Source organism: Aquirufa sp. ROCK-SH2, assembly GCF_054558315.1.
Genome location: NZ_JBPXKB010000001.1, coordinates 784,898 through 799,513 on the forward strand (window position 1 = coordinate 784,898; position 14,616 = coordinate 799,513).

Annotated in this window: 14 protein-coding genes; 7 read left to right on the forward strand and 7 right to left on the reverse strand. The window is 35.1% G+C overall.

The window, feature by feature from the left end; all coding sequences use genetic code 11:
• Positions 1 to 20 precede the first annotated feature (20 nt).
• Both V7S79_RS03410 and V7S79_RS03415 read right to left on the reverse strand, forming a co-directional pair.
• A complete protein-coding gene (locus V7S79_RS03410; RefSeq protein WP_459489149.1) occupies positions 21 to 2,252 on the reverse strand; it encodes a TonB-dependent receptor in 2,232 nt (743 codons plus the stop codon).
• Positions 2,253 to 2,292: 40 nt separating this feature from the next.
• Positions 2,293 to 2,706, reverse strand: coding sequence for a hypothetical protein (locus tag V7S79_RS03415; protein WP_459489150.1), 414 nt, complete (start codon positions 2,704 to 2,706; stop codon positions 2,293 to 2,295).
• Between the two features lie 83 nt (positions 2,707 to 2,789).
• Here V7S79_RS03415 and V7S79_RS03420 point away from each other — a divergent pair, with 83 nt between their 5' ends.
• Positions 2,790 to 4,430, forward strand: coding sequence for a S8 family serine peptidase (locus V7S79_RS03420; RefSeq protein WP_459489151.1), 1,641 nt, complete (start codon positions 2,790 to 2,792; stop codon positions 4,428 to 4,430).
• A 7-nt stretch (positions 4,431 to 4,437) separates the two neighbouring features.
• Positions 4,438 to 5,544, forward strand: coding sequence for an acyltransferase family protein (locus V7S79_RS03425; protein ID WP_459489152.1), 1,107 nt, complete (start codon positions 4,438 to 4,440; stop codon positions 5,542 to 5,544).
• Between the two features lie 177 nt (positions 5,545 to 5,721).
• Here the strand turns inward: V7S79_RS03425 and V7S79_RS03430 are convergent, their stop codons facing one another.
• From V7S79_RS03430 to V7S79_RS03440, 3 genes are read right to left on the reverse strand one after another with little or no spacing between them, the layout of a single operon-like run.
• Complete coding sequence (locus V7S79_RS03430) at positions 5,722 to 6,309, reverse strand: nucleotidyltransferase family protein (RefSeq protein WP_459489153.1); 588 nt, start codon at positions 6,307 to 6,309, stop codon at positions 5,722 to 5,724.
• Positions 6,310 to 6,311: 2 nt separating this feature from the next.
• Entirely contained in the window at positions 6,312 to 8,483 is a 2,172-nt protein-coding gene (locus tag V7S79_RS03435) for a xanthine dehydrogenase family protein molybdopterin-binding subunit (RefSeq protein ID WP_459489154.1), read from the reverse strand.
• Between the two features lie 5 nt (positions 8,484 to 8,488).
• Complete coding sequence (locus V7S79_RS03440; protein ID WP_459489155.1) at positions 8,489 to 8,974, reverse strand: (2Fe-2S)-binding protein; 486 nt, start codon at positions 8,972 to 8,974, stop codon at positions 8,489 to 8,491.
• 99 nt (positions 8,975 to 9,073) lie between these two features.
• On the opposite strand from V7S79_RS03440, the gene V7S79_RS03445 reads away from it, so the two are divergent.
• The 5 genes from V7S79_RS03445 to V7S79_RS03465 all read left to right on the forward strand — a co-directional run bounded on the left by V7S79_RS03445 (position 9,074) and on the right by V7S79_RS03465 (position 12,984).
• Complete coding sequence (locus V7S79_RS03445; RefSeq protein ID WP_459489156.1) at positions 9,074 to 10,243, forward strand: class I SAM-dependent methyltransferase; 1,170 nt, start codon at positions 9,074 to 9,076, stop codon at positions 10,241 to 10,243.
• Positions 10,244 to 10,316: 73 nt separating this feature from the next.
• On the forward strand, positions 10,317 to 10,991 hold the full coding sequence (locus V7S79_RS03450; RefSeq protein WP_459489157.1) for a hypothetical protein: 675 nt from the start codon (positions 10,317 to 10,319) through the stop codon (positions 10,989 to 10,991).
• Between the two features lie 5 nt (positions 10,992 to 10,996).
• Complete coding sequence (locus tag V7S79_RS03455; protein WP_459489158.1) at positions 10,997 to 11,296, forward strand: hypothetical protein; 300 nt, start codon at positions 10,997 to 10,999, stop codon at positions 11,294 to 11,296.
• Positions 11,297 to 11,299: 3 nt separating this feature from the next.
• On the forward strand, positions 11,300 to 11,749 hold the full coding sequence (locus V7S79_RS03460; protein ID WP_459489159.1) for an SRPBCC family protein: 450 nt from the start codon (positions 11,300 to 11,302) through the stop codon (positions 11,747 to 11,749).
• Positions 11,746 to 12,984 (forward strand): dicarboxylate/amino acid:cation symporter, encoded by a 1,239-nt coding sequence (locus V7S79_RS03465; RefSeq protein WP_459489160.1) that lies wholly within the window; start codon positions 11,746 to 11,748, stop codon positions 12,982 to 12,984. The genes V7S79_RS03460 and V7S79_RS03465 overlap by 4 nt, the downstream gene beginning before the upstream one ends.
• Here the strand turns inward: V7S79_RS03465 and V7S79_RS03470 are convergent.
• Both V7S79_RS03470 and rbfA read right to left on the reverse strand, forming a co-directional pair.
• Entirely contained in the window at positions 12,974 to 14,206 is a 1,233-nt protein-coding gene (locus tag V7S79_RS03470; RefSeq protein ID WP_459489161.1) for an ABC transporter permease, read from the reverse strand. The two genes, V7S79_RS03465 and V7S79_RS03470, sit on opposite strands and share 11 nt — an antisense overlap.
• A 15-nt stretch (positions 14,207 to 14,221) precedes the next feature.
• On the reverse strand, positions 14,222 to 14,590 hold the full coding sequence (gene rbfA / locus V7S79_RS03475; protein ID WP_459489162.1) for a 30S ribosome-binding factor RbfA: 369 nt from the start codon (positions 14,588 to 14,590) through the stop codon (positions 14,222 to 14,224).
• Between the last annotated feature and the right edge of the window lie 26 nt (positions 14,591 to 14,616).

A 14,616-nucleotide genomic window follows, 5' to 3' on the forward strand; every position in this document is an offset into this window, starting at 1 on the left:
AGAATCTATTTTTAAATTGTTTATTGAATTTTATAACGCATTCCAACATAAATCATTCGGCCAACAATGGGTCCCCAAACCATTGATGCATCAAAATTACTTGAAAAAGGATTTTGTGCATGGTGAATTGGATTTGCCTGCGTAAAATTAAAAAGATTTTCAGCTCCAACATACATTTCCCATTTTTTAAATTGCTTGGTTACCTGCGCATAAACCGTCGAAAAAGGAGGCGCATACTCTTGAATCCTGGAGGAAGTATTTGTATGTACATGTCCAGGACTTGCATCAGGAATCCTTCTATCGCCATTCCACTGCCAAGTCAAATCAAATTTCCATATTTCAAATGGCGTTGCATAAGCCAAATTAACCAAAACCCGATCTCTATTGACAAATGGCTTGCTCAATCTACTCAATTGCCCTTCAACTGTTTTGTAGTCAGCTTGAACATCTTGGTAACGATAAGCGGCTTTTAACTCAAATCGCTTTATGGGGCTGTAATTAAATTCTGCTTGCCAGCTTGTAGCAAAAGATTTACTGGGACTCGAATACATCAATATGCTGGAAGCATTTTCCATATCTACAATCCATTGGTTCTCAAAATTGGTTTGAAATACATCCACCACCCAATTGGCATTTCGACCCAACAAGGTAAAGTTATGAGTTAAAGTAGCACCAAAATTCTCCGCTTTTTCCAACGGATTTGCGTTAGGATCAATTTGCAAATTCCTTTGATTAACTAAAAAACCCATGTTTTCAGCCAAGTAATTAACTCTCCTCCAACCTTTTCCATAAGAAGCTCGACCAATCCAATTTGAAGCAATATCCCATTTGGCATGAATTCGAGGCACATATTGTAAGCCATATAAATTATGCCAATCTAAACGACTCCCCAAAACCATCGTTAATCGATTAGGGATAGTCCAAGTATATTCTCCGAAAACTCCTGGTACCATTTCTGTTCGGGCAAAGCCTTTTTCTAAATAAGATTCTTGGTAGGAATCATATAAAAAACTAGCCCCTCCCTTCCACGTATGATTGGTATTGTCGATAATAGATTGATAAATCAAGTTTCCATATAAACTTTGCTCACGACCTTGATAAGCTCGATAAGCAAAATAAGAATCATTGACATGCTGGGCGCTAGATAATATCAAACCCAAACCTTTGTAAGGCTTTTCAGGAAACAATCGAGCAATTTTAGAGAATAATTCCAACCTATAGGTTGCACTTCCAAAGCCATAAACAGCATATCTTGCACTAGATGAGGGTTCAAAATTTGTTTGACCTCCTACCCGATTTTCGTACAAATAATTCCCTCCCAATTGAACCATCCAATGTTCTGATGCATACTTCCAACGATTCAAAACATTAACCAATTGAAATAAGGGCAAATCCAAAAATCCATCTCCATTGCCATCTATTTTGCTCGCTTGTTGTGAATAATGCGTAAAAATTCCAGTGGACAATTTCGAATTAAATTTGTGAGCTCCTTGTTGATTTATTTCAAATCGACCTTGCGAATTTGCATAGGTATTTAAAAAATAGGTTTCCGATGTATCAGGCTTTGCCAATTCCACATTGATCGCACCTGTCATCGATTCGTATCCATTGACAACCGAACTTTGCCCCTTCGCCAAATCGATGGATTTAACCCAGGTTCCAGGTAAATAATTCAAGCCATAGGTCGATTTTAATCCACGAACCGAAGGCATATTTTCTACGTTTGTTTGAACGTAAGTCCCAGCTAAGCCCAGCAATTGAATTTGTTTGGCGCCTGTTACCGCATCAGAAAAATTAACAGATACAGAGGCATTGGTTTCAAAACTTTCCGACAAATTACAACAAGCTGCTTTCGCTAAGGTTTTCATGGTTAATATTTCCGTATGAATGGTGGAAAATTCATCATGCCCTCCAGGTTTGGCAAAAACCTTAACATCTTGCAATTGTTGATTGCTAGCTCTTAAATGTATATGCAAAAACTTGTTGGAGTCGACGAAAACAGAATCTGTTTGAAATCCTTGATTACTGACCAACAACCAACCTATTTTTCCTTGTGTATTTAATTGAAATGCACCTTTTCCATCCGTTAAAACACCTAATTTCAAAGGTCTAAAATAAACAGATGCCCCGATGAGGTCTTCCATGTTTCCAGCGTCATCTAAACTCATGACGCGGCCAGAAATAGTTTGTCCCGATGCTCCAAAAACAAGAAACATACAAGCCAATAATGTATAATGAATGATTGATTTCATATTTATTTTTTTTAAAGTGAACAATAAATTCTCTTTAAAATCAAATTAAATACGACTGTAAAATGGCTAAACGAACAGAATGACTAGGCGGGTGGAAAAAATGTCCCCAAAAAATCTTGGCTGTTTCTTGAAAGTCCTTTTTCCATAAAAACGAAAATTGAATGTTCGAAAACCCTGTTGAAATGAAGTTCAAAGCAAAGGATTTCAGCTTTTCAACCGAAAAATTAAACTTAATTACGTATTGATTGTACGCACAGCAAGACGACTTAGAAAGGGTAAACGATTTATTTGATTTAAATGCAACATCTCTTTTGCAGCAAGAGGCATTATTGTTGATATTCCATTTTTTGCTTCCTGTAATCAAACATTTTTTCGATTGAAATGCGAATCCCACTTGACCGATCAACAGCCAAAAGGCAAACACTATCAAAAAAACGCGTTGAAATGCTTTCATTCGTACAAAGAATACCTACAAAAATACGCAATAATTGTATTGCTTGTCAATCTTAATTAATTTACAACCTAAATATTTTATTTGTGTTAAAAAGAGTCTTTCTTATTTTTCTTTTTTCGGGTATCAGTCTGTTTTCAAATGCTCAAATTGGCACTTACAGATACCTTATTCAATTCAAAGACAAAAGTAATTCTCCTTTTTCTATTCAAAACCCTTCTGCTTTTGTCACGCAAAAATCGATTGACAGAAGAAAAAAAAATAATGTCAGCTTTATAGAACAAGATTTGCCTGTCAATAATTCCTATATAAAGGAAATTTCTGCTTTGGGGGTTAAAATCATCTATCCATTGAAATGGATTAATTCGGTACTAATTCAAACAAGTCCAGATAAAATCAAAACCATTTTGGGCAATAAAAATGTAAAAGGCATGTATTTTCCTTATGCCTTGGATTCCTTAACTGCTAAATCGGGAAATAAGACGACTGGTCCCAAAAATCCTATATTGAATAGTTCTTTGGCAGATATTTCCTATGGAAATTCTTTGACTCAAAATACGCAATTGGGCACTGATAAAATGCATGCGAGCGGAATTACCGGTAAAAATACGCTCATTACCTTATTGGATGAAGGGTTTTTAAATGCGAATGTTGTTACCTACCTACAAAATGTCAGGGATCAAAACCGAATTATTGCTACACTTTGTACCAGTCCAAATAGAACCAGCGTTTATAATGAAGGTAGTCATGGAACCAATGTAATGAGCACGATTGCGGCTTATGTGCCCGATAAACTCATTGGAACTGCTTTCAATGCCAACTTTGCTCTGGCACAAACTGAAGAAGGATTGACGGAATTTCCAGTAGAAGAAGTTAATTGGCTAAGAGGTGCAGAATGGGCTGATAGCCTTGGAACAGATATAATCAGTTCATCTTTGGGTTATTCTACCTTTGATAATAGTTTTTATAGCCATACCTACAATAACCTAGATGGTAAAACGGTACTCAGTACCTTAGCTGCCAATTGGGCAACTGAAAGAGGAATTATTTGTGTGATAAGTGCTGGAAACGAAGGAGCAAAAGTATGGAAATACATTTCTTCTCCTGCAGATGCGCTCGATATTTTAGCAGTTGGTGCAGTAGATAGCAAAGGGGCAAAAGCTAGCTTCAGTTCATTTGGACCTAGTTTTGACCAAAGAATTAAACCTGATGTTTCAGCAATGGGGCAAGCCACAGTTTTGGGATCTATTTCAAGTAGTATAACAACAGGAAATGGTACATCTTTTTCGGCACCCCTCATCGCAGGATTAACGGCAGGTTTAATCGAAAAGTTTCCAAACAAAACGGCTAAGCAAATCATGACAGGCATTCGAAAGTCTGGCACTCTGAGTAGCAATCCAGATAACAATTTAGGCTATGGAATTCCCAATTATGAAAGAGCTTTATCTATCATAGATCCAATTTTAAGTATAGAGCCGAAAAGTTTGGGTGGCATTGTCATCTACCCAAATCCCATTTCCATTGGTCAAAAATTACATTTACAAAGAGATGAATCAACCAAAGTGGATGTTAAGTTATTGAATTCATTGGGACAGGAAATACTCCAATTTGATTGGGAGAGTGATTTTAAAGAAATTTACTTAGGTCCTATTCAAACTGGCAAATATTATTTTAGATTTACATCTGATTTGTACCAAAAAGTACTACCCATTTATTTCACCAATTAAACCTATCATGAAAACTAGATTTTTATCCCTTGACATTCTACGCGGCATTACATTGGCAGCTATGATTTTAGTCAATACTTCAGGAAATGGAGAATTTACTTACGCCCCGCTGAAACATGCATCTTGGCATGGTTTCACGCCTACCGACTTAGTATTCCCTTCTTTTTTATTCATGGTAGGCGTAGCGATGCGATTTTCTTTCAAATCCTTCAATTACACTTTGACCCCTATTTTAAGGAATAAAATCATCAAAAGAACTTTGATGTTGTTTTTAATCAATTACATCATTTTTTACTTTCCATTTTTGGACTTTGATATTAGCAAATTACGATTTCTGAATGTCCTACCCAGAATTGCTTTATCCTATTGTGCCATTTCTTTTCTCGTTTTAAAGGTTTCTGAAAAGTGGCTCACTCGAGTGAATATAGCCATTTTATTAGCTTATTGGGCTATAATGGGCTTCTTTGGTGAACCAGGGGCAGCCTATGAATTGGCTACAAATGCCGTTCGAAAATTGGATTTATTGTTGTTTGGAGCCGACCATTTATATCATGGGAATGGATTAGCATTTGACCCTGAGGGTCTTTTGAGTACCTTACCAGCTTTTTCTACTTGTTTATTTGGCTACCAAACTAGTTTGTATCTAGAAAAACAAAGAGCAAAAAACGCACCCATCGTTCCTACGCTTATTGCCTTTGGCATTGGCCTAATTACCTTGGCATTACTTTGGGATATAGCATTTCCAATCAATAAAAAATTATGGACAAGTTCATTTGTATTATTATGCGCAGGAATTGATTTTATCTTAATTAGTTTAACCTATTGGTGGATTGAAGTAAAAGAGAAGCACTTTGCAAATACTTTTTTCTTGGTTTTTGGCACAAATTCCATTTTAGCTTATGCCATTTCAGAGGTACTAGCTATACAATTAGACAAATTTAAAATTGCCGAAGGTGATGGATTTACCTCAGCTAATACATGGATTTATTGGCATATTTTTGAACCTATTTTCGGCAAATACAATGGTTCATTAGCCTATGCAATTGCCTTTGCATTGGTTTGCTGGAGTATCTGTTATGTATTTTATAAGAAGAAAATCTTTTTGAAAGTTTAGTTAGAGGTAAGAGGTAAGAGGTAAGAGGTAAAAGGTAAAAGGTAAAAGGTAAAAGGTAAGAGGTAAGAGGTAAAAGGTAAAAGGTAAAAGGTAAAAGGTAAAAAGTAAAAGGTTAAAAGTTAAAGGTTAAAGCTAAAAGGTAATAGCCCGATGGCTGTACGGAGTCGAAGCCACCTCTTACCTCTTACCTCTTACCTCCAAATAGTCCTCCATCGTATCCACATCCTGATAATCTTCGTCAAACTCGACAAATTCACACAATTGAGGATTTGATTTCCAAAATTGACCTAATCCTTTCTCGCCTTTCCAATCATTCAACTGAGACACTAAGTTAGATGGAATTAAAATGGGCGGTGCGAGTAAGCCTCTAAATGAACTAACAACGGCCTTTTCAGGAAATAATTTATTTTGATCAATTAAACGATTAAAATGAATTTCATTCACAAAAGGTAAATCGACCAAATGAACAATAACCGCACAATCTGGATTTAATGAACGGAAACCTTCCGACAAGGTACTGCCCATCCCCTCTTTAAAAGTTTCACAAACCAAATATTCAATGGAAGGATAAACCTGTTTTAAACGTTCTAAAATAGTCACAGATTGATTAATTTCTGCTCCCAATAAAACCTTTACATAGGGTGTGACTTTCAATAAATGCAATACACTTAATTCTAGCAAACTTTTTCCATTCAATTCTAACAATTGTTTAGGTTGTCCTAATCGAGAAGAAGTTCCTGCCGCCAAAAGTAAGCCTTGAATCATTTTTATACCTGATCTATATCAAAAGGCAATTTCCTAATTCTTTTTCCAGTCGCCAAAAATACTGCATTACAAAGCGCAGGGGCAACTGGCGGTAAACCTGGTTCGCCTACTCCTCCCGGTAAATCTTCGTTTTTCATCACAAAAACTTCCATGGCTGGAATTTCACCTTGCCTTAAAACGGCATAATCATGAAAATTACTTTGCTGAGTTTCTCCTTTTACAACAGTTATTTCATTTTTGATGGCAGCCGTTAAACCCATGATAATATTACTTTGGGTTTGTGCAATGATATTTTTTTCATTCAAAGCGATGCCGCAATCGATAACAGAAAATACTTTTTTGATTTTCACTCCAGTGCCCGATTTCTCTACTAAAATGGCATGAGCAACGGTACTTGCAAAAGATCTTGAAATCGCTATACCAATCGATTCACCCTTTTTTCGTCGATTACGATAGTCTGAAATCTCTGCTAACTTATTTAAAATGGCCGTAAACTTCGGATGATCTTTTAATAAATTCAAACGGACATCTAAAGGATCTTTTTTAGTAAAATGTGCAATTTCATCGATGAAACTTTCTTGTCCAAAAAGGTTCGTTGAAGCATAAACCGAACGCCACCAAAGAATAGGAATGTTTGTGGTTACTAAATTAAATGAATTTCGACGGTGCGGAAATTGATATGGACTATCTTCCAAACTAATACCTTCACCCGCCCATGGATCAGGTCCATCGCCTAAAGGCGCTTTAAATACTTGGTTTAAAATAGACGCGCCATTTAATTTATGCTCAAATGCTAAAATATTTCCTTGTTCATCTATTCCAGCTTTCATGGCAGATAACATACCAGGACGGAATGGACCTTGTTGCATATCATCTTCTCGGGTCCAAATAACTTTTACAGGCGCATTCACCTGCTTCGATAAATGTGCCGCTTCTAATACATAATCATAATAGGCTTTTCTACCGAACGCACCTCCTAAAAATGTCACATTGATTTTAACATTCTCTGGTTTAATTTGCAAATATTGAGCCAATTCAGTTACTAAAGAATCTGGACCTTGAATAGGTGCCCAAACTTCTACTTGATCTCCTTGTACAAAAACAGTCGCATTTTCTGGCTCCATAGGTGCATGAGCTAAAAATGGTGTTTGATAATTGGCCTCTAATGTTTTATCAGAAATTAATATGGCTTTTTCAAAATCTCCAACTTTGGCATCTTTGTATGCATTGCCTTTCTCTTTGGCAGCTATTTCTAATTTTTTAAAATAATCACTTGTATTCATTCCAGGAGCTTCCTCAGAAGTCCACTCAATCGATAAAAGTCGCTTTGCTTTTAATGCTGCAAAATAATTATCTGCCAAAACGGCAATTGCTTCAGTTCTCGCATGCGGCATTTTTCTTTCCGTTTTCACCACAAATTTAACTCCTGCTTGCGCAATGGCCTTTTCTCCATTGTATGATTTTACTTTTGCATGAATCATGGGCGCATGTGCAATGGATGCATATAACATTCCTGGTAATTTTACATCCATACCAAAAATGGCCGTTCCATTCACTTTCGAAGGAATATCTGTTCTTGGCAATGATTTTCCTATTTGAGTAAATTCACTTACGGGTTTTAAAACAGGATTAGCTGGAACAGGCAAATGTGAGGCTTCTTCTACCAAATCACCGTAAGAAAAAGATTGATTTCCTTTTTTAGAAAACACTCTTCCCTCTTTGGCATAACAATCAGAAATTCCAATATTCCACTTTTTAGCTGCAGTTTGAATCAACATTTCTTTCGCGGCTGCACCAGCAGTACGCATTGGAATATATCTTGTTCTTACAGAAGAAGAACCGCCCGACAATTGCGAACCAAATTTCGCAGAACCATCCGACATCACGATATTGACAGAAGACAAGGGTACTTCTAATTCTTCAGCGATTAATAAAGGTAGCGATTGAAAAGTACCTTGACCCATATCAGGTCGAGCATTGAAAATAGTAACATGTCCCAATTCATCAATCAAAATATATGGATTCATTTCAATTGCCAAATTGGCCACCTTTTTCAATTTATCAGTCGTTTTCGAATTTGCTTCGCTCGAAAAACCTAAGGCTAAAAAAGCAATAGATGCTGCGCTTTTTTTAATAAAATCTCTTCTTGAATTTGATAATTCCTTTTTCATCATTGATCTTATTTATGGTTTTTCTGATTTTGATTCAAAACTTTTGCGGCAGAATGAATGGCTTTTCGCATATCATCGTAAGTGCCACACCGACAAATATTTCCTGACATTGCTTGATCAATGTCATCATCACTAGGTTGTGTATTTTTGGCTAAGAGTGCGGTAGCTGCTAAAATTTGACCACTTTGACAATAGCCGCATTGAGGTACTTGTTCTTTGATCCATGCCAATTGAACCGCATGTTGACTCGTATTTGACAAACCTTCAATGGTCGTAATTTTATCTGCGGACTTTAGGCTAGATACGGGCGTTGAACAAGAGCGGATAGGTTCACCATTTAACAAAACAGTACAAGCTCCACACAAACCCATTCCACAACCAAATTTTGTACCACTTAAACCTACAAAATCGCGAATAACCCAAAGCAATGGGGTTTCAGGATCTGCATCTACTCGATGCTTTTTGGAGTTTATTGTCAAAGAAAATATCGCCATATCATTTAATTTAAGTTTTAAATTTACAATAAAATCTAATCCAAATGTTGAATTTCAAATAAATTGTCGAATTTGATTGAATTGAATTATTTTTGCTCTATGCTAACAGAACAGGAAATTTTATTTATTCAAGAAAATCTAAGCAAAGATCCTTTCCAAATTTCTTTAGCGGCCAAAAAAAACGCCGATTTTTCTATTCCAAAATTAGCTTTTCAAATTCAAGCTCGACAAAAATTAAAAGATAAAATCCCAAGCTGGGCAAATAATTCTGCGATTTTTTTTCCCCCAAGTATATCTTTAGAGCAATCTTCATCTGAATTAACAAGTCATTTTAAAGCAGGATTGATTAAAGGAAAAATCATTGATATTACAGGGGGTATGGGTGTAGATTCTTGGGCATTTGCTTTAGCAGGAAATCAAGTAGAATATGTAGAAATCCAACCCAAACTTTGTGAAATAACGCAATACAACCACCAGGTTTTGATAAATAAAAATAAGCAAATCAAGCACCACAACACAGATGGAATTCAATATTTAAAAGAGCATTATCAAAAATTTGATTTTGTTTATCTAGATCCTGCCAGGAGAAATGAAAAAGGCGAAAAAGTCATTTTGTTTAAAGATTGTCAACCGAACGTCATTGAAATATTACCGATAATCGATCAAGGCCTACAATTATTGCTTAAAACTAGTCCCATTTTAGATATTGACCGAGCAGTAAAAGAACTTGGAGGTGTAGATGCTGTTTATGTGGTTTCTATAAAAAATGAAGTAAAAGAATTACTTTTTTTTAAAACTAAAGTCGCCACCTTATTCCCTATTATTCATATCATCGAATTAAATAACTCAAATCCGTATATATTTAGTTCGAGTAAAGTACAAGAAAAAGAAAGTGTCATAGAATACGCTTCAGCTTTAAACTATTTATACGAGGCACACGCTGGAATTATGAAAGCTGGTTTTTTTAAAAATCTCGCAAAAACTGGGGTCTATAAAATCTCACAGCACACACATTTATATACTTCGGATCATTTAATCACTGATTTCCCTGGTAAAATTTTCAAAATAGATCAGGTAGGAACAGCTGAAACAAAATGGATTCAACAACATTTAGTTGATAAAAAGGCAAACATTGTTTGTAAAAATTTTCCTCAATCAACAGCTGAATTAAGGAAAAAATGGAAACTACAAGATGGTGGAAATAAGACAATATATGCTTATGAAAACAAAGACGGGAAAAATGAAGTAGCTATTTGTTCAAAAGTCTAGCCTAAAAAATTTCTAAAATTCAACAAATCATATACCTTTGCTCATTAAAATCCGTTTAGGATAAAAAAATATTATGAAAAGCTTATTCATTGTTCTTTTACTAACAGTTTCATCAATCGCTTCATTTGCGCAAACATTTTCGGGTATCTCAGAAATTGAAAGTGCCAAAAAAGAAGGTTTTTACACTTATATCAATGCCGCTGAAGAAGATGTCATAGAGAGCTGGAAAAGGTATTTATCCGAATATGGCAATGTAGAAAAAGGCAGAAATGGCGCTATCATCTCAAACCAAACAAAAGTCAAATCGATCACTGACGCAGAATTCACTGTTTTATCCAAAATTTCGGAAGAAAAAAACAGAGTACGACTTTTCGTTGCAATACCTTTAGGACCAGACAATTACATCAAATCTGGACATCCAAGTTACAGAGAGGCAAGCATTTGGCTAGATAATTTTGTTCAAATAGTTAATTTGGAAGAAGCTGCAAGAGTGGAAGAAAAAAAATTAAATGAATTAATTAAGTCTAAAACAAAGCACCAACGATATTCTGAGCGTTTAGTTAGAGAATTAGATGCAAACAAACGTCAAACTGATTTGCTTTTACAAAGATTAGAAGAAGCAAAATTAGCCAAAGAAAAAATATTGGCTAATCAAGTACAAAATACAATTGACTTAAAATCGAGTGAAGATTCGGTCGTTATTCAAGGTCAAAAATTAGAAACCGCTAAACAAAAATTAAAAAAATAAATCCAATGAAACGCCTTTCTATTTACTTCATCTTTATCAGCTTATTTATCTTTACAAGCAGTTTTGGACTTCTTGAATACAATTCGTTAACAACCAAAGCTAAAACGATTCAACTGGATTCTACCCAAAAAGCTCAATCCTTACATTCGCATAAAAGCAATTACCCTAACGAAATTACAGAGGAGAAAAAGCAACAAAAGGAAACTGAAGAATCCAATTTTATTGTACAAAATCTAGCTAAATACGTACTTGTTGGAATCAAAACCGTATTTACAGCTTTGATAAAATTTGCCCTATCATTTTAAACTATGCTCAAATTTAGCCTTCAAACAAAAATCAATTCAACTATCGACCTTGTTTGGAAGCAATTTGACAAAGATTTATTGGAAAAATTATCACCTCCTTTTCCATTGATTCGAATAAGCACTTTCGATGGATGCAATGTCAATGACAATGTAGTAATTGAAATGAATTTCCTATTGTATAAAACCTCATGGAGTTCATTAATCATTGAAAATCAGACATCTGAATCAGAAAAATACTTTATTGACCAAGGCATAAAAATGCCATTTGGATTAAAATATTGGAAACATAAGCATGGATTAAAAATGATCAATGATCATCAAACCGCAATCATAGATTCAATTGAATTCCAAACAAATTATCGAATTTTAGATTATATGTTATTTCCCTTATTTTACGGGATGATACTTTACCGTATACCTCTTTACAAAAAACTTTTATCAACAAAACAATGAAATTAACATTAACCAATAAAATCATCATTGGATTCGTTTTAGGCTTAATTTTAGGAGAATTCTTTTTTTTAAATTTTAGTCCTGAACTAAGCCACGAATGGGCCAATAAAATCCAAATCATTTCGAAGATCTTCCTTCGACTCATTAAAATGATCGTTGGACCTTTGGTATTTTGTACTTTGGTGGTTGGTATTGCTAAATTAGGTGATTTCAAAGCTGTAGGTAGAATTGGCTTAAAAACGATCGGTTATTTTTATTTTGCCACCATCCTTTCATTAATTACCGGATTAGTTGTTGTCAACATAACTAAACCTGGAAGTTTACAAAGTTGGCCAAAACCTGCTGCTGGAACGAATACAGGCATTGATTCATCCAAAGTAAAAACCTTGGAAGATTTCATTTTGCATATTTTTCCGGATAGTTTTTTTAGAGCTTTGGCTGAAAATGAAATCCTTCAAATCGTCATTTTTTCTTTATTTTTTGGAGTTGCTTTGGGTTCCATTGGCGAAACTGGAAAAAAGTTGATTCACGTATTTGAAAATTTGGCAGAAGTCGTTTTCAAAATGGTTAACTATGTCATGGAATTAGCTCCTTATGCTGTTTTCGCTGCAATGACAACCGTAGTAGCCAATAAAGGATTGAGCATTTTAATTAGCTATGGTTATTTAATGATTTGTTTTATGGGTGGTTTGCTGTTTTTTACCACCGTTATTTTATGGTTAATCTGCCTAGCAAATAAAATCCCTTATTGGAAACTACTAAAAGAATTGAAAGAAGCTTTATTGATTTCATTTTCTACAGCTAGTTCAGAAGCCTCTTTTCCACAAACTATTGCTGCCTTAGAAAGATTTGGTTGCAGTCGACGTATTGTTGGCTTTGTATTACCCTTGGGATATAGCTTCAACTTAGATGGTTCAATGTTGTATATGACCTTTGCGACTGGATTCATTGCACAAGCTTATGGAGTTCAATTAAGCTTAGAACAACAAATTACCATGCTTTTAACATTAATGATTACTTCCAAAGGAATCGCAGGAGTACCAAGAGCCTCTTTGGTAATCATAGCAGGCACTTTAACCATGTTTAATTTACCAGCCGAAGGGATTGCTTTATTATTAGGTGTTGACCCATTTTTAGATATGGGAAGAACAGTCACTTCTGTGGCAGGAAATGGAGTTGCGACTTGTGTGGTTTCTAAATGGGAAGGAGAATTCAACCCTCCTATTACTTCTTAAAAGTAGAATTAAAAGTAATTTGGACTGCTTTGTATGCAGGGAAAATAGATGCTAAAAAGGTAATTATGATGACTACCAAAGCAGTCCAAATAAAATCAAACAATTCCATTTTAATCGGATAAGCATCAATCAAGGCATTTGGGATACCCAATGAAATAATCCCAAAGGTTTCTTGAGCCCAAGCAAAACTGAATCCTAGTATCATACCAATAATTGCTCCTGAAAAACTAATCAAAACACCTACCCACAAAAATGTACGGAACAATTGTTTTTTACTGATTCCCATGGCCAGCATGGTTGCTAAATCTTTTTTCTTTTCAATGACTAACAAAGACAAAGCATAAAATAAAGTAAATGAGGCGATTCCCATCACAAAAGCCATAATTAGAAAAACAAAGAGCTTTTCAATTTTGATAGCTTTTAATAGAATGGCGTGTTGTTCATCTCGAGTTTGAATATCAAATGACTCACCTAAAACTCGCTTAATATCATTTTTTACGTTTTCAGCCTGATTTTCATCCTTCAACATTAATTCCAAAGCGCTCAATTCTTTTTCAGTCCCAACCAATTGGCGCATCCATTCTAAAGGAACGAGCACCATTTGATTGTCAAAATTTTGCTCTACCTCCAAAACGCCACCAGGAAAAAAAAGATTACTTCTTGCAGCTTCAGAGTTGATTGAAAAGTTTTTCAAGGAACTATGATTCGGATACCAAGCTTCTATGGGAGTAAAAACATCCTCAAAACTCATTCCCATGCTTAAAAAAACACCTAAGCCAACCAAACCAAAGGACCGATCATAATCCTTCAATAAATAATCTCCTTCAGTTACTTGAGCTTTTAGTCGTTTAGCCTGAAGAAATTCATCATCAACACCCTTTAAACGGACCACTAATTGCTTACCACCATATCGAATCAAAGCTTGGTCCTCTAAAACGGGATTGATAAATTTAATTCCATCGATTTGTCTTAGCTGTTGGATTTTATTTGGATCAATGGAAAATCGAGCACCTTCTTTAGAAACAAGCTTTAAATCGGGATCATAGGTTCGAAATAACCCTTTTTGAAAATCCTCTAAACCATTAAAAACAGATAAAATTAAAATCAATGCCATTACTTCCACCCCAACTCCAATCATGGAAATGCGTGAAATAAAGGTGATGAAACTCGCCTTACTTCTTGTAAAAAAATATCTTTTAGCAATAAATAAAGGTAAATTCACTTTCCAAAAATTTAATTATTCATCATCTGTAGCAGGAGGAATCACTAATCCTTCGAACAAAGCATCAATTTTAGCAGCATATTCTGCAGTATCGTCTAAGAAAAACGACAAATGGGGTATAATTCTTACTTGATGTCGAATTTTATTCGCTAAGACATTGCGTATCGCTTTGTTGTTGTCTTCCAAAGCCTGAACCACTTGTTTGGGATTATCTACAAGTAGGAAACTTAAATATACTCGGGCTAAAGAAAGATCTGGGCTAACTTTAACATCTGTGATGGTTACCATCCCTTTGCCCAATATTTCTTTAAAATCCTTTTGAAATATGTCACTTAAATCCTTTTGAATTTGTCTTCCAAATTTTTGTTGACGCTTACTTTCCATAATTTCTCCTAATCTATTCTTCTCAA